Source organism: Sporofaciens sp. St.21A7, assembly GCF_059728535.1.
This window is the reverse complement of sequence record NZ_BAAGFN010000001.1, coordinates 956501-975311: the sequence shown is the minus strand read 5'-3', so window position 1 is coordinate 975311 and position 18811 is coordinate 956501. Positions and strand designations below refer to the sequence as shown.

At 45.8% G+C, this 18811-nt stretch carries 20 protein-coding genes and 3 pseudogenes; 10 read left to right on the top strand and 13 right to left on the bottom strand.

Annotated elements, in window-relative coordinates:
• Position 1: 1 nt before the first annotated feature.
• Together AC6I3O_RS04755 and AC6I3O_RS04750 are read left to right on the top strand one after the other, a co-directional pair.
• Positions 2 to 592: a flavodoxin family protein gene (locus tag AC6I3O_RS04755; RefSeq protein WP_497849926.1), complete on the top strand. Its 591-nt coding sequence runs from the start codon at positions 2 to 4 to the stop codon at positions 590 to 592.
• Positions 568 to 972, top strand: a complete 405-nt coding sequence (locus tag AC6I3O_RS04750; RefSeq protein ID WP_497849925.1) for an FMN-binding protein — start codon at positions 568 to 570, stop codon at positions 970 to 972. The genes AC6I3O_RS04755 and AC6I3O_RS04750 overlap by 25 nt, the downstream gene beginning before the upstream one ends.
• Positions 973 to 1214: 242 nt before the next feature.
• On the opposite strand, the gene AC6I3O_RS04745 is transcribed toward AC6I3O_RS04750, so the two are convergent.
• From AC6I3O_RS04745 to AC6I3O_RS04685, 13 genes and pseudogenes are all read right to left on the bottom strand, one after another.
• A complete protein-coding gene (locus AC6I3O_RS04745) occupies positions 1215 to 1367 on the bottom strand; it encodes a DUF4177 domain-containing protein (protein ID WP_497849924.1) in 153 nt (50 codons plus the stop codon).
• Between the two features lie 92 nt (positions 1368 to 1459).
• Entirely contained in the window at positions 1460 to 2227 is a 768-nt protein-coding gene (locus AC6I3O_RS04740) for a hypothetical protein (RefSeq protein ID WP_497849923.1), read from the bottom strand.
• Between the two features lie 5 nt (positions 2228 to 2232).
• Positions 2233 to 3039, bottom strand: a complete 807-nt coding sequence (locus AC6I3O_RS04735; RefSeq protein ID WP_497849922.1) for a hypothetical protein — start codon at positions 3037 to 3039, stop codon at positions 2233 to 2235.
• Entirely contained in the window at positions 3029 to 3754 is a 726-nt protein-coding gene (locus tag AC6I3O_RS04730) for an ABC transporter ATP-binding protein (RefSeq protein ID WP_497849921.1), read from the bottom strand. Before AC6I3O_RS04730 ends, AC6I3O_RS04735 begins: the two co-directional genes overlap by 11 nt.
• A gap of 14 nt (positions 3755 to 3768) precedes the next feature.
• On the bottom strand, positions 3769 to 3975 hold the full coding sequence (locus AC6I3O_RS04725) for a DUF1648 domain-containing protein (RefSeq protein WP_497849920.1): 207 nt from the start codon (positions 3973 to 3975) through the stop codon (positions 3769 to 3771).
• Positions 3976 to 4258: 283 nt separating this feature from the next.
• A complete protein-coding gene (locus AC6I3O_RS04720) occupies positions 4259 to 4792 on the bottom strand; it encodes a group II intron maturase-specific domain-containing protein (RefSeq protein WP_497853419.1) in 534 nt (177 codons plus the stop codon).
• Positions 4772 to 4990: pseudogene (locus AC6I3O_RS04715) on the bottom strand (reverse transcriptase domain-containing protein); the annotation flags it as partial. The gene AC6I3O_RS04720 and the pseudogene AC6I3O_RS04715, both read right to left, overlap by 21 nt.
• A 297-nt stretch (positions 4991 to 5287) precedes the next feature.
• Positions 5288 to 5944 (bottom strand): reverse transcriptase domain-containing protein, encoded by a 657-nt coding sequence (locus AC6I3O_RS04710; protein ID WP_497849919.1) that lies wholly within the window; start codon positions 5942 to 5944, stop codon positions 5288 to 5290.
• Between the two features lie 599 nt (positions 5945 to 6543).
• A complete protein-coding gene (locus AC6I3O_RS04705; RefSeq protein ID WP_497849918.1) occupies positions 6544 to 7083 on the bottom strand; it encodes a helix-turn-helix domain-containing protein in 540 nt (179 codons plus the stop codon).
• Positions 7084 to 7300: 217 nt separating this feature from the next.
• Positions 7301 to 7507 (bottom strand): transposon-transfer assisting family protein, encoded by a 207-nt coding sequence (locus AC6I3O_RS04700; RefSeq protein WP_497849917.1) that lies wholly within the window; start codon positions 7505 to 7507, stop codon positions 7301 to 7303.
• Positions 7508 to 7511: 4 nt separating this feature from the next.
• Positions 7512 to 8687, bottom strand: coding sequence for a nucleotidyltransferase domain-containing protein (locus tag AC6I3O_RS04695; protein ID WP_497853418.1), 1176 nt, complete (start codon positions 8685 to 8687; stop codon positions 7512 to 7514).
• A gap of 165 nt (positions 8688 to 8852) precedes the next feature.
• Positions 8853 to 9760 (bottom strand): annotated as a pseudogene (locus AC6I3O_RS04690) (DUF3849 domain-containing protein); the annotation flags it as partial.
• A 186-nt stretch (positions 9761 to 9946) separates the two neighbouring features.
• Positions 9947 to 10894: pseudogene (locus tag AC6I3O_RS04685) on the bottom strand (YodL domain-containing protein); the annotation flags it as partial.
• 96 nt (positions 10895 to 10990) lie between these two features.
• Between AC6I3O_RS04685 and AC6I3O_RS04680 the strand changes: the two are divergent.
• The 8 genes from AC6I3O_RS04680 (at position 10991) to AC6I3O_RS04645 (ending at position 18445) form a co-directional block, all read left to right on the top strand.
• Entirely contained in the window at positions 10991 to 11467 is a 477-nt protein-coding gene (locus AC6I3O_RS04680) for a hypothetical protein (protein WP_497849916.1), read from the top strand.
• Between the two features lie 198 nt (positions 11468 to 11665).
• Positions 11666 to 12259 carry a DUF6431 domain-containing protein gene (locus tag AC6I3O_RS04675; protein ID WP_368444840.1) on the top strand — a complete coding sequence of 198 codons (594 nt, stop codon included), beginning with the start codon at positions 11666 to 11668 and terminating at the stop codon, positions 12257 to 12259.
• 90 nt (positions 12260 to 12349) lie between these two features.
• Positions 12350 to 13618 carry a DDE-type integrase/transposase/recombinase gene (locus AC6I3O_RS04670; protein WP_039909679.1) on the top strand — a complete coding sequence of 423 codons (1269 nt, stop codon included), beginning with the start codon at positions 12350 to 12352 and terminating at the stop codon, positions 13616 to 13618.
• Positions 13618 to 14424: an ExeA family protein gene (locus tag AC6I3O_RS04665; RefSeq protein WP_004604850.1), complete on the top strand. Its 807-nt coding sequence runs from the start codon at positions 13618 to 13620 to the stop codon at positions 14422 to 14424. The genes AC6I3O_RS04670 and AC6I3O_RS04665 overlap by 1 nt, the downstream gene beginning before the upstream one ends.
• 13 nt (positions 14425 to 14437) lie before the next feature.
• Positions 14438 to 14752, top strand: coding sequence for a DUF6618 family protein (locus AC6I3O_RS04660; RefSeq protein WP_004604849.1), 315 nt, complete (start codon positions 14438 to 14440; stop codon positions 14750 to 14752).
• Positions 14753 to 14914: 162 nt separating this feature from the next.
• On the top strand, positions 14915 to 16453 hold the full coding sequence (locus AC6I3O_RS04655; RefSeq protein ID WP_497849915.1) for a tyrosine-type recombinase/integrase: 1539 nt from the start codon (positions 14915 to 14917) through the stop codon (positions 16451 to 16453).
• Positions 16450 to 17418, top strand: a complete 969-nt coding sequence (locus tag AC6I3O_RS04650; protein WP_004058800.1) for a tyrosine-type recombinase/integrase — start codon at positions 16450 to 16452, stop codon at positions 17416 to 17418. Before AC6I3O_RS04655 ends, AC6I3O_RS04650 begins: the two co-directional genes overlap by 4 nt.
• Entirely contained in the window at positions 17408 to 18445 is a 1038-nt protein-coding gene (locus tag AC6I3O_RS04645; protein WP_497849884.1) for a tyrosine-type recombinase/integrase, read from the top strand. Before AC6I3O_RS04650 ends, AC6I3O_RS04645 begins: the two co-directional genes overlap by 11 nt.
• Positions 18446 to 18811: the final 366 nt, after the last annotated feature.

Here is an 18811-nt window from a genome sequence, read left to right as displayed (position 1 = left end):
TATGTATGAAAAAAATTTGCTTGCTATTTTGGGAAGCCCTCATGCAAACGGTATGACCGCAACTATGTTAAATTATGCGATTCGTAAAGCCGAAGAAATGGGCTATAGCGTAACAAAGATTAACCTATACGAAAAAAATCTTTCTTACTGTACGGGTTGTAGGGCTTGTATGAGTACACAAACTTGTATTCAAAAGGACGATATACAGGAAATTGTAATGTGTTTACAGAAATGTCAAACGGTTCTACTTGCAGCTCCTGTTTATTGGGCGAATGTACCTGCTCCTGTTAAGAATTTATTTGACCGATTATTGGGAACGGCTATGGAGGAAACAAGTACTTTTCCTAAGCCACGTTTAAAGGACAAGAAATATATGCTTTTAACTTCCTGCAATACGCCTTCTCCTTTTTCATGGATATTCGGACAAAGCAGAAGGGCAATCCGCAGTATGGACGAGTTTTTTATGACAGCAGGAATGAAGCCAATAGGCAAAATTGTATGTGCGGGTACAGCAAGTAAAAAAGAGTTGCCAAAACAAACAATCAAAAAAATTGAAAGGTATATGAAATGCGAATATTCAAAAAGAAAATAGTTTTAATTGCTATTATGCTCCTTTTACTTGTTGGTTTAGTTTGGGGAATAATCTACCTTAAAAGTGTTGCAGATTATAAACGGGCAGTAAAGGAAACCACTTTTGAAGAAATAAATATTTCGGATATTTCCGACGGAGTTTATATTGGTGAATATGATGTGAATTTTATATATGCAAAAGTGGAAGTTACCGTACAAAATGGAGAAATTACAAATATTAGTATTTTGGAGCATAGGAATGAACGCGGAAAATCCGCAGAAGCCATAACTAACAAAATTGTTGATGAACAAAAAACAGACGTAGACGCTATATCCGGTGCAACAAATTCAAGCACCGTTATAAAGAAGGCTGTTGAAAATGCCCTAAAAAGTGAGCAATAGCCTTTAAAATGTAACTGTATATTATGCACCGCCCTATGTGGGAGAACGAGGGAAATTTCTGCAACTTGTACAGAAGCATACAAGGAACACATTATGTATTCTTTTAATGGCTTTTCAAATCTGTGAGATAATGTGCGGAATTCCACAGTCGTTGGTATTGTGGAAATTGACGGTATCCAAAAACAGATATAAAAAACAGGCTTTCCTATCCCAAATTTCAAACGGGAGAAAGCCTGTTTGTGTTAATCTTTCTTTCGCTCATATGTTACAATCACACCATATGGCTTTGCTAAATCTGGACTAACTGCAATAACTCTCCAACCCTCTTTTGCTACCATATTCATTTCTTTTTCGGCACTCTTTACTTTATAAACTTCCACTTTGTATTCATACATTCTTATTATCTCCACTAACTTCTTTTCTTCACTCTGCTAATCAATCCTGCGTTTTCACTTCAAGCTGTTTAATAACTGCATTCTTTCCTTTCTTATATCTCATAAAGCCGATACCGTCGGAGCCTCCCGTATAATACGAAAGAAACTGTCAGCAGCAAGAAAGAAGTTACAAGCATTACCAGACCGCTGTAATCTTGAAAAGCAGCACAAATCAACAGAGGTATCACACTGCTTAACATACCAATACCCATTGTCGCAAGAACGGAAATGGCGCCGCCTTTTACGGCATAATATTCACTCGTCCAGTCGTACTTCGGGAACTTTACATTCATATACATTCCCAAAACCGATATGAAACAGGCATAGACTGCCGGAACAATACACAAGAAAACAGCCTGCATCAAAGAAACCTCCATTTTGATACCTGCCAAAAGGGCGCTTATCAATACAAACGGACAGATCACTGTAAGATTGACAGCTACCTTTGCATGAAAGATATCAATGGCGCGGACAGGTACAGAACACATGATCCAACGGCTTTTTCCCTCTAAGGACAAAGAAGCGGAAGCGGTGGAAGTCATAGTAATGAATACGGCAATCACTAACGGAAGTACCCTGTGCAGCATCCCGCTAAGACCAATTATGCCGCTTTGCTGTTCTATCATTTCAGGACTAATGAACTGCAGCAATAAGGAAACCACAAGCAGCAACACCATTCCAATCGTAGAATTGAGCGCATAGATCGTACAGGAAAAATAGCGGCCAAATTCACGTTTATACATTGCTTTCAGTGGAGTGGAAACCTTTAAGGGCCTGCCCTCATACTTTGCAGCGGAATGGCTGAATGCTGCTGTATTCATTTTTCTTAGAAATGCGATACTATCCCTACAAAAGCACCATAGGTTAAAGCAGTCATTCCGATAAATATGAAAAAATATAGGAAATTTTGACTTTCAACTGCTTTGGATATAAGGGCTGCCGGGGGATAAATCCGGTTTGCCATATTGGAGAGTGTAAGTCCAATATCCAAAATTTCATCGGGCTTCATATTCTGCGCCTGTGTGGAAGCTGCCACGACCAGCAATACAACAAGTGTGCTTAATACAAGTGAAAGGATATTCTTATGCCTTGACCGGGACGAAACAGCAGCAATCAAAACACCAAGCCCTAAAGCGATAATCATAGGGATAACAGGCAGAAACACAAGGGAAAGCAGAAAAATAATACTTCCTGATGTTCCGGTTTCCGCATTTATCCCATAGATAATAACAGCGGGAAGTACCACAATGATACTGATCAACAGGTTTGACAGGTAAACAAAAGTCAGCCGGCTTAAAACCACTTCCCAACTGTTCACCGGGAGCGACATAACCATATCGTAGTCCCGTAACCCTACAAGAACGCCCGAACTTTTAAGGAAAGTCAGTATCAATGTGACCAGAGAGCATATCAGTATGGAAATTGTCGGCAAAATATTGACAGCTCCCATGCCTGCAAATCCGGCGCTGATCGATGTACTATGTGCAAGCATCAGCCCCACAGCAACGATCGCAATCACCCCGAAAGCCGCCCCGTGCTGCTTTTCCCTTTTACTGCGGGAGTGTAGTATGCGATTAATGCCGAAGAAGTTGTAAAGCTGCATTTTCAAAAGAAGCAGATACTTATTTTTCATTTTCCACTACCTCCATGAAAACATCTTCAAGACTGCCGGAACCCCGTACATCTTCCATACTTCCGCTTATGACTAACTTTCCCTGTTTGATGATAGAAACCTTGTCACATAATTTTTCTGCAACGTCTAGAACGTGAGTGGAAAAGAATATGGCGCTCCCCTGATTACACAATTCCTTCATGATTTCTTTCAGATGAAAAGCTGCTTCCGGGTCTAGTCCCACAAAAGGTTCGTCCAGCACAAGAAGTTTCGGCTTATGCATAAAAGCACCGATCAGCGCCAGCTTTTGCTTCATACCATGTGAATAGGAACTGACCAGGTTTCCTAAGTTGTCAGTAATACCGAACAGCTCTGCGTATTTTTGTATGCGTTCTTCACGGTGCTTCTTATCAACAGAAAACATATCCGCCATGTAGTTCAGATATTGAATACCTGTTACATAATCATATAAATCCGGGTTATCGGGAATATACGCTGTCATTTGTTTACACATAACAGGCTCCTTTCTTACGGAATGTCCGGCAATTAAAATCTCGCCCTTATCGAAGCCCATTACACCAACCACGGCACGAATGGTAGTTGTTTTTCCGGCTCCGTTGTGCCCGATAAACCCATGAATTTCTCCGGGCATAACCGCTAAAGACAGGTTATCCACTGCCTTTTTATCCTGCGAATATTCTTTCGTAAAATTCTTAATCTCCAATACTGACTGCATAATATCCCTCCCTATTATTTCAATTTGCGGCAGACCGCCCAAAAGAGAATGGCAGGAACAGGCACAAAAATCAGCAGGAAATATTTGCTTGCTACATTGCCCGCCCCAGTTGCTCCAAAATGTAACGGAACCAAGTCCGGCAAAAAGTTAAGTGCAACAAGTACGCAGATCAGCGTAACTAAAGTAAGGATAAGCATAATGCCTTTTTGTTTTTTGTTCATAGAAAATGCTCCTTTCGATTTTTCGCAATACACTGTAATTTTCCTGATTTGAAATTTAACATCTGTCAAAAAATGGCATTCATAAATGACTACCTCCCAGAAAAATCATTGTTCCATAGTGCAGTCCGTCATGTATGGAATTTGCTCTATGTTTTCATATAGAGAATATTATCACTATGAGAATATAAAGTCAATAGGGTAGAGGGAGGATAATTCCTCGCCCCTCCCGTTGCACCGTACGTACGGGTCTCGTATACGGCGCTACATCAATTGTAATCCTATATCAAGTGTTACTAAGATAATACGCAAGGGGGTCTACAAGGCCGGGATATACTGTGCCTCCTCCTTTGCGTTTTAATTTTGTCCCAAGGACTTTCGGACTTAGAATATAGTTGATCACATCTCCATTGCACTGCGCATATAGTCCCTTTCTCGAATTGGCTACTTTATAGAGGGCTTCTTCTTCAAAGACGAACCCGAATACTTTGCAGTACCATCTTAATCCTTTCATGATGGTCTTAGGCTTCTTCCATTGCTTCACTATGACCACTCTGATCCTGTGTCTTATCCATGACCCTATTTCCGCCATGAAGCCTTTCATACTGCCAATCCGGTAATAATTAATCCAGCCTCTCATTATCTGGTTCACTTTGGTGACTGTCTCTGACAATGGCCTTGCCGCCGCTTTCCGTCTACAGGTTACTTCCCTGAGTTTATCCCGTAGCCTTTGCTTTCTGCTTGCCAGCGGTTTGCATTTCCATGTGCCTTTGTCACTCCAGTAGCCAAATCCCAAAAACTCACTTTTGCTTGGACGCACGATGTTTGTCTTGCTCGCGCTGACTTTCAAAAATAGTTTTCTTTCCAGCCAACTGCTTACGGATGCCATGACTCTTTTTGCTGATTTTTCACTTCTTGCAAATATATCGAAATCGTCACAGTACCTGACAAAACACAACCCTCTTGCTTCCAGCTCTTTATCCAGTTTGTCCAGATACACATTTGACAGCACGCAGGATAATGGTCCTCCCTATGCAAAGAAAGTAACTATGCAAAGTAAATCCCTAAAATCCCCTTTTCAAGCCATTTTTTGTTGCGCTACTTAGCATAGTCTCCGGAGATATCAACGAGAGCTATTTTTAAAAATATCATATCAGAGGTGTCTTTATGGAAAAGCATACTTACAAGACCTGATTTTAGGATTAGACAAGGAGCCGAACTGGAGCAAAAATAGTGACTTGATGCAGTAGCTATCTAAGCCGTAATTACTATATGTGGAATATTATGCAAAGTAAAATCTAAGAGAAGCCTTTATTTATAAGGAAAAGTGGTACATTCTTTGCATAGTCTTCTGCTTTGCATAGGGGGGAATATGCAAAGCTTTGCATAGTCCCCCCTGCGGCACTCCTTCCTCCGTTGGACTTACCAGACCATCCTCCATCACTCCTGCTTTCAGGAAGGAACGTATCAGATGCAATATCTCTGCGTCGTTCATCCGTTCTCTTAGTATTGAAATCAGTTTATCATGATTTACTGTGTCAAAATACTTTTCCACATCAAAATCGATTACCCAGGTTCGCCCTTCATTGAGATATTCCAGGGCTTGATGCATTGCTTTGTGCCCGTCCCTGTTTGGTCTGTAGCCGTAGCTGAATTCACTGAAGTAGGGCTCATATTCCCTTACCAGCACTCTCGCTACCGCCTCTTGTATCACACGGTCTACTACTGCCGGTATTCCCAATGGACGGAATTTTTCTGTGTTCGGTTTCGGTATGTATACCCTTCTCACAGGTTTCGGTGTATACCTTTTATTCCTTATCTGTTCTTTGATGTCCGCACCATGTTTCTCAAAGTATCCTTGTAATTCTTTTACGGTCATCCCGTCTATACCGGGTGCCCCGTTATTTTCTGTTACTTTCTTTATGGATTCCCTGATATTTTCTTCACTTAAAATCATTTCCACCAGATTCACCTGTTGCTCCTCCTCTCTCGTAAAGATGCCGGGAAACTTCTTCCTCTCTACAGTCCCCACGAAATACGATTGCGCTTGCTGGACTGCTTCGGGGTGTAATGCAGAATATCCCGACCTTGCTTGCAGCGATTTGCAATACAATTAACATTAGACCCTTCGGGAACTGGCGCAGTTCCCTCAATGCTGTCCTATGGTCTCAGCTGACTCCCAGCCATAAACTTTCTATCGCACGTGCGTAAGATTGCGACCGCAGCATCGGCCGCTTTGTCCCCCCTTTCCTCTGGCACGCTAACTGGGTCTCCCGGGGTAATTCACAATTCTTTCATCACACAACCTCCTGATTTACTCTCTTGGTTCTACGCTTACCACGGACTTTGGTTTGTTATGCAACCTTATCCACCATTTAGCCTCATATCAGGTTTCTGTTCGTAGGCTCATGACTTTGCTATGCGCTTCCTTCACCCCACCGTCTCCGGTTTCGGCTTGCGCTCCACTACACAAGCGGTAAGTTACTCGTGACCGGACTTTCACCGGCTAGAATTGTGCCATGCCCGGCACACATAAGAACCGCTCCCATTTTTAAGGGAGCGGCATATAACTTATTTTGATTTTTCCGGTGGGGAAACAATTACCCCTATCGTCCTTAATTTCCGTCCTTCCTTTGGCGCATTCTTTTCTGCAGCGCTGATTACTTTTGAAATGCTCTTTATGAGTTCGGTCAATTCTTCGTCCGATAAATATAGGTGAGAAAGAGAAAAACCCGACATATCCTCTTTGATATTGATGTCTGGAGAGTTACAATACTCCCGGAACTGCTTAGCAAATCCTAAAAAATACTGCGTGAACGTCTGCATATAAAGTGTGCCGGAGTTTTCAGCTAATATCGTTTCAAAGTCGCTTCCTAAATCAAATGCAAGTGCATAAGTTTTTTCTAATGTGCCACGCACCGGAGTTTCCTCTGTCACTTTTAAGATACCATCACTTAACATCTTCTTCAAATGGCGGTATAATGTAGCTTGTGGGATATCATCAAGCGTATCAGATAAGTGCTTTGCGGTTGCCTGTTCCCTAGCATATATTTCAAGCAATAATTTACATTTTACCGGGTTCGTAATACACTCCATAATTTTGTCCGTCATGTTCTGTCCTCCTGCTCAAATATATGAAAATATTATCATTTTGAGAATGAAAAGTCAATCCATGACTACCTCGTTTAAAATCATCATATATGATATTACAGTTTTATATTGTAGTGCTGTTCATGCTTGCCGTTGTTACCCAAATGAAAACAGCAACAAAAAACAGGCTCTCCTTGCCCGCACTATAAACGGGAAGGAAGCCTGTTTCCGTTACATTTTAATCTGCTTCAATCAATTCAAGCTGTTCAAATTCTTCATCTGTCATGTTCCGCAGCTTTTCGATTATCCTGTTGGACAACTCCTCCATATCCGGATCATCAATATATGGCAAAGCTCTTTCAATATCCTCTATGACTTCGCCCCTGCTCTCTCCTGCATATATACAGATTAAATTTACTTCTTCCACAGTGAAATTATGTTCCATGCTCTTACATCTCCCTCTGATTATTTTTTATATTTTCCTGTGCTTCATGGTCTTTTCCCTGACCGAAAACAAGTGCCTTTTTCTCTGCAAGGCGGGCTTTCAAAGAAGTTCTTGCCGCAGGACGCTCCTGCTCTTTTTTGTTTTCTTCCTTTTGCGCCTTTTCCCCTGCGCCGTTATTCAGCACATTATCGACCATGTTGTAATTCTGTTCTTCCATTTCCTCAACTTTGGCAAGAGGCTTGTACTCTGTCAGCTTTTTGAGAATCTCCATAGCCTTTTCTTTTTCAGGTTCTGTTCCCTCCGAAAACACATCAACAAGCCACAGCGCAATGTCATGGGTATCCCTCTGATTTAAAGCTTCTGCAATCTCTGACACATTCACTGTCATGCTCTGGGAATTGTCACGGTAAAGGGCGGTATCATAATCATATACAAAACGGTCAATCTCTACCGCAAGCTGTTCTGCAGGTGTCAGATCAGGCATACGTTTCTCCCATACCTTCGCTTCAAATTCCTCGCTCATGCGTCCGTCTATTTCCATTTCCGGCAATTTCGCCACAAGCTCCGCAATCACTTCCATTGCCTGGGGATTACCCTTGATGTCAGGGATATACTCTAAAATATCCAGGTCAATCCGGTTCCCGGTTAAAATGTCAATCCCCACATCCTCAAACGCCTCCGTTCCCGGTGTATGGATATTGACGCCGATTGCAGGGATACCATTCATACGCTCCGGCGGTATCTGTTTCCAGATTGCGACAGCTTCCTCCACTGTAGGGATATTCTCATAAAACTCGCCCAAATTGTGGAACTCGCCGCACTCCGCAACCGTCAGCGTCACTTCTGGTTCCGCCTGCTCCTGGAACAGGCTTTCTTTCGTTTCTTTTTGGTTTTCCTCTCTGGAAATGCTGGCGGCCAAATCTCTCTCCATCGCTTCACGCATCCCCTCCAGATAGTCCTCCACCAGCGGGAGATATGTTTCAAGGCTCCCCGTCCTCTGTGCTGTGATTGGGTCAATATTCACTTTTACACCGCCGATAGAAAGCCCGTTTTCATTCAGCATATTAAACAGCTCATCTTCCCGCTCATTCGTGGAAAACTCCACTACCACATCAAGGTCAGAGCCTTCCTGCTCCAGCCCCCGGCAACGGCTCCCGACGACTGCCACATCCACGATCATAGCATCCATGCCGGATTCCTCTAACTGCGCCCGCACATGGCATTTTACAGTTTCCTCTATCTCTGCCGGGTTCATTTCACTGATCTCATGGAACAGCTCATTTGTCTTTGCCTTAAAATCTGCTACCACACTGCTCTGCGGCGCAATCGCTTTTGCCGCTTCCACCTTCTCCATCAATCCATCATAATCAATCGGTATCCGCTCGTCACGATCATGGATATTTCCCCTTGCGCCATTGTCAAAAGGAATGATTCTCAAATCTTCCATGATTTCATCAAACGCTTCCCGGATGCTGATATCGGGATTGTGATATATGTCCTCATATAACTCCTTATAATTCAAGTCCATAACAGAATAACCATAGCCGTCCTCTGTTTTCTGTACGCTGATGTAACGGTCTGCGATCTGAAAGGCAAGCTCTGTTTCTGCCGTTTCCTCCGGTTCTGCCTGTTCCGGCTTCTGGACATTGTGTCCAGAAGTTTCCTGTCCTCCCTCTAAAGACTGCCTCATTTCCGCAAGGACTTTATCCTTTTCATCTCCAAGGTCAATGATCTCGTCACCCTCGTCCAAATCTTCCAGTTCTGGTATCTCGACAGGCTTCTCCTTCCCGCTCTGCTCTGTCTGCGGTTCTGATTTCTCCACTTCTGTCTGCTCCGGATCTGACTGTTCCATAACTGTCTGTTCGGTTTCCGGCTTTTGGACATCATGTCCAGAAGTCACTTTTTCCTGTCCGGTGGACAATTCTTTTTCCTGTTCCAGAACTTCCTCACGGAACATACCGATAAAACCATCCAAGACTGCCGGGTGGCTGCTCACAATCAGTTCACGGTTCATATCTATTCCATGCACGAGATTTTCAGGAATGGAAAACTCTGATGCCCACGCTTTGTTATCCCTTGAAAACGTCCATCCCACGATTCCTGCTGAAGCGTATTGGCAAGGATAAACGCCATGCGCTCCGCACCGTACTTTTCCGCCAGAGGCTTCACAATATCATGGTTTAAGTGCATACCGTCAAAATTCTGCCGGATTGTTCCCTCAATCGCTTCCTTACATTCCCGGTCAAATTTGTGGGATTCCATATATCTGTCCACTTCCCCATGATCGGCTGCATAACGCAGGGTATGCCCATAGAAATCCGGATAGGTTTTCTGTTCTGTCTGTTCCGCTTCCGGCTTCTGGACATCATGTCCAGAAGTTTCCTTCTTTTCTTCCGGTTCCGCCTTTTGGGTATCCTGCTCTTTTACACCCTCCAAAGCCCTCATAAACTCAGGAAGTTTTGTAAATCCGTAAGAATCTACAAAGTGTGCGCTGTTCTCCCCGTCCTCATGCAGCACTACAATGTCACTGACGGAAAGGGAATGCCCTCTGTAATCTGCCGGGTGGTCTATGTTGAATTTCTCATAAATCGCATTCAGCTTCTCCATTTGCGACTGTCCATGTATGTCCGAAAGCTCCCCCGCATAGACAAGGTTATAGTTTCCCGGCTGGATTTCCCTGAAATCGTCAGAAAGGATACCTCTTTTCAAAAGCTCCGCTGTGCCTGCAAAGTGAAAATCCCGAAGCCCCGGATCATCCTTTAACTGGTAAATGCCATATTTATCGGTATCCCCATGCAGAAGCTGTGCTTCCCTGTCTGCCCTGTTTTTTTCTATCGCCGCTTTTATGTCGGTGATCTCATTGGTATCCGTATTATACCGCACATCAAGGTGGTACTCTCTAACTTCCCTCGTCTGCTCATTGGCAACCTCCGTCGTCCATGCGCCCCTGCTCTCCAGATATGCGGCAATGCTCAGCCTGTCATCCTCATTCATGGCAGAGAGGGCTTCCACGACCTCCGCCGCATCCATTCCCCGGACGCTTAAAAGGCTGTACTCAGAAAGGTCACTGTTCTGTATCAGCAAAAGGCTCTCCTTTTCCTGCTCCTGCATCATTTCCCGGTCACGTTGTATTTCTATAAGCTGTTCCTCAATGCCCGTGATCAGCTCCGATGCAGTCCTGCGGATTGTGTCAAGGGAAGATTTCAGCTCTTTCATATCCTTTCCGCTGCTCCATCCGGCAATATACCCGAAAGAATATTCCGATGTGTCTATGCCGAAGTGCTGGCACACCGTATAAGCGATACTCTCAGCCTGAAATGTTGATGTATCCATTTGAGGCCTTATATCCATGTTTTTATAATGTTGATCTTTTAAACTATTTCCCATAAATCCTCACTTTCTTGTACAAAAGATGAGCATTATCAGATACGCTATTCTTAGGTTTTCCCCTCAGATGGGAATCCGGAAAGGAGCGCATTTGATATGCAAATAAACTATTTAGATGCTGTTTCATCAGTTCTCAATATGATGAAGCAGCCTGACAGTGCATGTAAAAATATAGACATGCATAGAACCTGTTACACTACATTTTTCAAGTACCTGATGGATAATGACATTCCTTTTTCTATGGATGCCGCACTGGACTGGCTTGAGATTAAGAAACTGGAAATTTCCTACGAGGCGTGTTCCCAATATAGAAATGCCCTGTTCCGCCTTGAGCATTACCTGCTTTTTGGGGATATCAAAAGTCCTTTCTGCCGTTCGGAAGACAGCTTTTTCTGCAGGAGCGGAATGTCGGAATCCTTTTTCCGTCTGACATATGAGCTGGAAGAATACTATGCGGCCAGCCAAAACCCCGGCTATTACCATACGTATTCCGTTGCCATAATGTCGTCCCGCAAACTAAAGTTCAAATCTCCCGCACAAAAACGTCAAATTAAAATCTCAAGTCCCAAATAACGTCTATAAGAATGTGCTGTAGGAAGCAGCACGTTTTCCTCTTGACCATTCCATGCTGTTCCGATATAGTTTTTATGGAACGAAAAAAAGAGAAAGAACAGCACCCCTACAGTTCGTTCTTTCTCTCATACACCAGTGTGCCTGCCATATACGGGATCATGTCCCACTCTTGTGACTCCGGCACTACCGACATATACTATGATAAGAGAAAACTCCCTGTTTTGCAAGCTGATTCGTATAAAAACTTCATCTAAAGTCCTGTTTGATTCTTTCATGGAGGGATTCTGCCCTGAGCTGCAGACCTGTCCCTGTTGTGGGGCTAAGGGAAGCTGCCGGATCCATGCCTACTATGGCCGTTCTCTGGTGGACTTCGTGGGTGGCACCCCTGTCCGCCACAGCCTCTGCATTCTGCGCCTTATCTGTACCTGCGGCCATACCCATGCCATCCTTCCGGACTTCATCATCCCCTACTCCGGCTATGGCCTGTTCTTTCTCCTGCGTGTCCTGGCGGAGTATTTCCTGCACCTGTCTACCGTGGAGAGACTCTGCGAGCGCTTCTCCATCTCTCTTTCCCAGCTGCGCCGATGGCTGGATCTTTTCCGTGTGCAGAAGGTGGAATGGCTGGGCATCCTCTCTTCCGTGGAGATATCCGCCCTTTCTTTCCTGAAGGCTCTGTCCATCCAACCCGCCTATTCTGATTTTGCTTCCGCCTTTGTCCGCCGCTTTGCGAAATCCTTCCTCCAGTCCCATAGGAATCCGGCGCCTTACTGCCAGCAGGTATTCGGCCCGTGAAATGCTTTCCCTCAACCACACGCCATAGGTATGGCTTCCTTTCCCCACCTCCCTCATAATGGTGCAAAACAACCTAAGGAGGATATTTTTATGGACAACAATCAAAAGAACCTTTCGGATGCAGCCGCCATGGCACAGTTCCGGCTCGCGCTCATTGCACCGGTCATCCATGACCTTTACCCAGATGCGTCCAGGAACGCCTACTACCAGCGTATCACCGAGAACCCTCTCACCCTGCCGGATGGTTCTGTGTTCCGCTATAGCCCCAAAACCATCAGCAAGTGGGTATCCCTTTACCAGAACGGCGGCATCGACGCACTTATGCCCCGGGAGCGCTCCGATAAGGGTGCCACCCGGGTGCTGCCAGATACCGCCATCGAAGAAATCTGCCGGCTCAAGGCGGCTTTCCCAAGACTGAATTCCACCCAGATCCACAAACATCTTGTGGAAGAAGCCTTCATCCCTGCTTCCGTCAGCGTCTGCGCAGTCCAGCGTTTTGTGAAGAAGCATGACCTGAAATCGGCATCCAACCCAAACCTGAGGGACAGGAAGGCCTTCGAGGAAGATGCCTTTGGGAAAATGTGGCAGGCGGATACCTGTTACCTTCCTTATATCACGGAAAACGGCCAGCGCAGGAGGGTCTACTGCATCCTGGTCATTGATGACCATTCCCGTTTCCTGGTGGGCGGCGGACTCTTCTATAATGATACGGCCTACAACTTCCAGAAGGTGCTCAAGGATGCCGTGGCCGCTCACGGGATCCCGTCTAAGCTCTATGTCGACAACGGTTGCAGCTACGTGGGTGCGCAGCTCTCCCTGATCTGCGGTTCCATCGGCACCGTCCTTTTACATACAAAAGTACGGGACGGTGCCTCCAAAGCCAAGATAGAACGCCAGTTCAGGACACTCAAGGAAACCTGGCTCTATACCCTGGATATGGATTCCATCACCTCCCTGGCGCAGTTCAACGGGCTCCTTAAGGATTACATGCGCTCCTACAACACTTCCGTCCATTCCGGCATCGGCACTACACCCCTTGCGCGCTACCAGCAGACCCGTTCTTCCATCCGCAGGCCTAAGTCCAGGGAATGGCTGGAGGAATGCTTCCTGAACCGTATTACAAGGAAGGTGAACAAGGATTCTACCGTCTCCATCGACAGGGTGGCCTACGACGTCCCCATGCAGTTCATCTCATCAAAAGTGGAGATCCGGTTCCTTCCGGATGACATGTCCTCCGCCTTCATCCTTTACGAAGGGGAGCATTACCCCATCCGGCCTACGGATAAGAACGAAAACTGCAGGACCAAGCGCAATAACGCACCAGGCATTGACTACTCAAAGTTAGGGGGTGGCTGTTGATGTTCCGTTCTTACTATGGATTATCTTTCAATCCTTTTGATAAACAAATGGCCCGGGAGAAAGACCGTTTCCTTTCTAAGGACATTTCTGAGATGCTCTCCCGGCTGGACTACTTAAAAGATACCAGGGGCATCGGCCTGTTCACGGCACGCCCCGGCATGGGCAAGTCCTTCGCCCTGCGCTGTTTTGCAAAAGGACTCAACCCCAACCTCTACCACATGGAGTACATCTGCCTCTCCACCGTAAGCGTCATGGAGTTCTACCGCCAGCTCTGCTCCGTCCTGGGGGTGGAGCCAAGGGGCGGTAAGCCCGGGATGTTCCGCGCCATACAGGAGCAGATCCTCTACCTTTACAAGGATAAGAAGCAGCCCCTCCTCCTGGCCGTTGATGAGGCCCAGTACCTATCCACAGGCATCCTGGAGGACATCAAAATGCTCATGAACTACGGCTATGACTCCCTGAACTGCTTCACGCTCATCCTGTGCGGGGAACCCCATCTTAACAATACCCTGCGCAAGCCCGTTCATGAAGCCCTGCGGCAGAGGATCACTGTGCACTACAACTTCTCCGGTCTCTCTGATTCGGAGGTGGCGCAGTACGTGCTCCATAAGATCACCTGTGCGGGAGGCTCTTCCTCCATCATAGAGCAGGCCGCCCTTTCCGCGGTCCACAGCCACTCCCAGGGAAGTCCCAGGCTGGTGGACAACCTCATGACTAACGCTCTCACCCTTGGCGCACAGATGGAGAAGAAGATGATCGACACAGAAGTGATACTAGCCTCCGTCAGCAGCCAGAATCTTGGGTAGGGAGGTGCTGCTTATGGAATATAACTGTATCCTCAGGGATGGTCCCCGCAGGGAAATCTGGACAGGAAAGATCCTCTTATTACGGTGGCGGCCTGGGTGGTATGAAGCAGAGATCAATGGGCGGGGGACTTACTTCCACATCCTGGCCGGGCAGCATAAATATGGGAATTACCTTTGTATCCCGAACCATGATGTAGGATGTGAACTGTCTGATTTTTCTGATATTTTTTGGAATGAGGGGCGGCTCAGCAGTCTGATGCGGAAGGTAGATGCAGTTACGGTTGCCTCTGGCTTGGCTTATCTCCCGACTCTGGCTGACAAACAATGAACCACCTATATGCATCTTGTGGCCGTGGATCTTACGACAGGATCTATGGCCTTTTGCGTTTCAAAGGAAAAATCAATACCGGCAGTGTGCAACATTTTCGACAGCATTATGCATTTGCAGAAGGCACTGCGCAGTCTACGGGAGAAAAGTTGGAAAAATAATTTGCTGTTTGCGTCTCCCTCAATTCGCCGCCCAACAGCCATAAAAGAGTTTTTCCGGCTTGCGACGTCCCTTGGAATTACAGAGCCGGAAGCAGTAACCATAGATACTCTTATCGAATACTGGAATACTTACTGCAAATCCTGCAGTTCTTCCGGCAGACGCCAAAACGCCGTATGCGCTATGACGGCGCTTATGAAATACCTTCACCGCCGGGGTGATGTGCCGGAGTGCTATCAGCTGGTTCTTTTTGGTGGGAACGCTGAAATACTGCCGGGTATGAGGCTTCCAAAAACAGGCGTCGCATTTCATCCCAGTGTACCCCTTGAACATAAAGCGGAAGAATATCTTGACGCTCTGAATGATTGGAAATACATGGAGTCATCAAAAGCTGTTTACCGCAATGATTTCACCTGGTATTTTATGTTTTTGGAACTTAACCGTCTGGAACATTCACCAGAAACTGTAACCCTATGGATAGATATGCTTCCGGATTGTCCGGATCAGGCCAAAGCCGGCAATTCCATATCGGCCCGCCGTTCACACACGATCAGAATGTTTGGGAAGTATCTCCAGGGCACAATGGAATCTAACATAACTGCAGGCCAAAAGCGTGCGTCCGACCAACTCCCGTCATGGAGCAAAACCATTCTTGATGGTTTTATAGAGAGCCGCAGGCGGGATGGGATGGCCAATAATACACTTACCATGTGCAGAGCTGCCGGATGCAGTTTTTTCAAATATCTTGAAGACAACGGGATAGATCATCCAATGTCCATAACGCCGGATGTGGTGAAAGCATTCCATAACCAGGATGTCCACTCGACCCCGGAGAGTAAAAATGCATATGGGTCTAAACTCCGCCAGCTTCTGCGGTACATGGCCGGCCAGGATCTGGTTTTGCCGACACTTGTTTTTGCGGTATCCGCAGGCTGCGCTCCCCATCGCAGCATCGTTGATGTCCTGAGCGATGATATGGTTAAGAAAATATATGAATACCGTGAGAAAGCCTCCACCCCCATAGAACTCAGGGACACAGCCATGGTTATGCTCGGACTCCGGATGGGTATCAGGGGCGCAGACATCCTAAAGCTCCAGGTAAATGATTTCGACTGGAAAAATAAAACGGTCTCCTTCATCCAGCAGAAAACAAGAAAAGCAATCACGCTTCCAGTACCGACAGACGTAGGTAATTCAGTATATAAATACATCATGGATGGGCGTCCGGAATCGGCTGCCGCAGGTAACGGATATATATTTATCCGCCATCAGGCGCCATATATCCCGCTTAAAGTTACAACGGCATGCCGCGGGGCTTTAAAAAGAATACTTGCCGAATATGGTTTTGAACTGTCTGCCGGCCAGGGCTTCCATATGACACGGAAGACATTTGCCACAAGAATGCTCCGGGCAGGCAACAGGCTTGATGATATTTCTAATGCCCTTGGGCATGCACGTCAGGAAACTGCTGAGGTATATCTTGAACGTGACGAAGATAAAATGAGGCTCTGCCCTCTGGAATTTGGAGGTGTCTTATCATGACATACATTTTTGAGAGCGGCCTGGCACATCATATCGAAGGGCTTATACAACAAAAACGGGCTGATGGATATGCCTATCATGCCGAAGAAAAGCTGTTAAAACGCTTTGATACTTTTTGCGTACAGAATTATCCGGAACTGACAACAGTTACTTATGAAATGGCAGCCAAATGGTCCGAAGCCAGACCTTGCGAAGGAGATGCCTATCACAACCGCCGTATGTCGGTCGTGAAAGTGCTGGGTGAATATATCCTTTCCCTCGGCCAGGAAGCATACATCCCTAATTTTTTCTGCAAGGCTTACCGTCCGGCCCTTTACATCCCGTCAAAAGATGAGGTTAAGGAGCTGCTGCGGAAAATGGATATCCGCACATCCCATAATTCAGAGCAGCTAAGGCTCGACAGGGAGTGCAAGATTCTTTTTCTCCTGTATTTTTGCTGTGGGCTGCGTCTGTCAGAAGGGCGGCTGCTAAAGTGGGAACATATAGACCTGGAAAAAGGGATCCTTACTATCCTTGGCTCAAAAGGCAGCAAAGACCGCCTTGTATACCTTCCGCAGGACAGCCTTCCAGTACTTAAAAGCTATAAAGAATGCCAGGAAAAGCTTTTCCCCGGAATTGACTGGGCTTTTCCAGGAAAAGACCCGCATAAGCCTGTTTCGTGTTCCGGAGTAGAGTCAAGTTTTAACCGTCATTGGGCTATGCTTCCAGCTGCCGGGACACTTGCTAAACACCCGACGCCCCACTGTTTACGCCACGCTTTTGTAGTGGAGAGGTTTAATGAGTGGATGCACCAGGGAATTGATACAAACACTATGCTCCCATATTTAAGCAGATACCTTGGACATAAAAGCCCTGATGAAACGTATTATTACTATCATCTTGTAGAAAAGGCATTTGATACTATCCGGGAGAAAGATACAGTGTCGGGAAAGGTTATTCCGGAGGTGGTTCCCTATGAAGAATAAACCAGAAAAGATACGGTCTGGCCAGCTGTTCTTTTCCCAGACATGGAACTTTCTAAATGTCTATTTGGTAAAGCAGGCCGGACGCAGTCAGGCTACAGCAGAATCCTATAGGGATTCCCTTACAATATTTAAAAACTATCTTGTAGGTGAATTAGGTAAGTCCATAAGCACCTTTCAGTTTTCCGACTGTACCAAAGAATGTATTTATAACTTTAGAGAGTATCTGCTTGCAAATGGCAGCCAGCCATCAACTGTAAATGTAAGAGTCGCGGCTATCCGCGCCTATCTGAACTATGCCTCGGATATGGACATATCCATCCAGTCGGTTGCTCTGGCAGTCAGCCAGATATCACCCTGCAAAACCATAAAAAAGGAAAAGCCTGTTCTGTCCGAGGATGCACTTGCCGCAATACTGTCCGCACCGCCGGATACGAAGTTTGGTGTACGGGACCGTGCTATTTTGATTCTCCTCTACGATACAGCTGTAAGAGTCAGTGAGCTGCTCAACATCCGCTTATGTGATGTTGCAATGGAATCAAAATATCCCAATATTTTCATAACAGGCAAAGGCAACAAAGAGAGAACCATACAATTGACAGCTAAGGCGGCTGGACACCTTAAGGAGTATATGCGTGTATATCACAACAATTCTTCTAAAGAAGCCTACTTATTTTCCACAACGATAAAAGGTGTGGCAGACAGGATGTCCGTTGGAAATGTCCAGAGGATTATAAAAAAATATGCAGCCCTGGTAAGCGAGGCAGGGATCAGCATTCCAGATTCAGTCCATTGCCACATGTTCCGGCGGACCAGGGCCACAAATCTTTACCAGGATGGGATCGCCATTGAACTTGTCTCTATAGTGTTAGGACATGCCAGGACTGATACAACCAAAAACTACTATGCAAAGCAGTCTGTTGAACAGCTTCGGGGAGCAATGGAATCTGTTCCAACACCTATACCTGATGAAGCGGCAATGTGGGAGGGCAGTGAAGATGAAATGGCAAGGATTTGTGGATTGCGCTAACGAATAATGCTCATCTTTTAGTAGTAAAGTGCCTTATTTCTCAGCATTCTTTAAAATGATTAACATTTTGGAATGCTGAGTATAACGCTTCAAATGTTGATGTATCCATTTGAGGCCGAAACGCCGGAGCCAGCGGATGGGGAACGGCAGAGGGCATAGACAGGGAAGCTATTCTTTTTGCTGTATGTCAGGCTGGAACTTTGCGACACGATGTCGTAAAGTGGGTTCCATGCAGAAATATTCTTTTGAGATTTGACAGAAGGAAACTTTACGACACGATGTCGCAAAGTCAGAAAGGGGAGATAATGATTTTTAATAATATTCGGGGAATGCAATCGGAGCATATCCTGCCGCATGTCCGGGCAG

Bases quoted from the DNA above. Each gene is read 5' to 3' on its own strand.
- AC6I3O_RS04755 (WP_497849926.1), top strand. From the start codon at position 2: ATGTATGAAAAAAATTTGCTTGCTATTTTGGGAAGCCCTCATGCAAAC.
- AC6I3O_RS04750 (WP_497849925.1), top strand. From the start codon at position 568: ATGCGAATATTCAAAAAGAAAATAGTTTTAATTGCTATTATGCTCCTT.
- AC6I3O_RS04745 (WP_497849924.1), bottom strand. From the start codon at position 1,367: ATGTATGAATACAAAGTGGAAGTTTATAAAGTAAAGAGTGCCGAAAAA.
- AC6I3O_RS04740 (WP_497849923.1), bottom strand. From the start codon at position 2,227: ATGAATACAGCAGCATTCAGCCATTCCGCTGCAAAGTATGAGGGCAGG.
- AC6I3O_RS04735 (WP_497849922.1), bottom strand. From the start codon at position 3,039: ATGAAAAATAAGTATCTGCTTCTTTTGAAAATGCAGCTTTACAACTTC.
- AC6I3O_RS04730 (WP_497849921.1), bottom strand. From the start codon at position 3,754: ATGCAGTCAGTATTGGAGATTAAGAATTTTACGAAAGAATATTCGCAG.
- AC6I3O_RS04725 (WP_497849920.1), bottom strand. From the start codon at position 3,975: ATGAACAAAAAACAAAAAGGCATTATGCTTATCCTTACTTTAGTTACG.
- AC6I3O_RS04705 (WP_497849918.1), bottom strand. From the start codon at position 7,083: ATGACGGACAAAATTATGGAGTGTATTACGAACCCGGTAAAATGTAAA.
- AC6I3O_RS04700 (WP_497849917.1), bottom strand. From the start codon at position 7,507: ATGGAACATAATTTCACTGTGGAAGAAGTAAATTTAATCTGTATATAT.
- AC6I3O_RS04695 (WP_497853418.1), bottom strand. From the start codon at position 8,687: ATGATCGTGGATGTGGCAGTCGTCGGGAGCCGTTGCCGGGGGCTGGAG.
- AC6I3O_RS04680 (WP_497849916.1), top strand. From the start codon at position 10,991: ATGCAAATAAACTATTTAGATGCTGTTTCATCAGTTCTCAATATGATG.
- AC6I3O_RS04675 (WP_368444840.1), top strand. From the start codon at position 11,666: ATGATAAGAGAAAACTCCCTGTTTTGCAAGCTGATTCGTATAAAAACT.
- AC6I3O_RS04670 (WP_039909679.1), top strand. From the start codon at position 12,350: ATGGACAACAATCAAAAGAACCTTTCGGATGCAGCCGCCATGGCACAG.
- AC6I3O_RS04665 (WP_004604850.1), top strand. From the start codon at position 13,618: ATGTTCCGTTCTTACTATGGATTATCTTTCAATCCTTTTGATAAACAA.
- AC6I3O_RS04660 (WP_004604849.1), top strand. From the start codon at position 14,438: ATGGAATATAACTGTATCCTCAGGGATGGTCCCCGCAGGGAAATCTGG.
- AC6I3O_RS04650 (WP_004058800.1), top strand. From the start codon at position 16,450: ATGACATACATTTTTGAGAGCGGCCTGGCACATCATATCGAAGGGCTT.
- AC6I3O_RS04645 (WP_497849884.1), top strand. From the start codon at position 17,408: ATGAAGAATAAACCAGAAAAGATACGGTCTGGCCAGCTGTTCTTTTCC.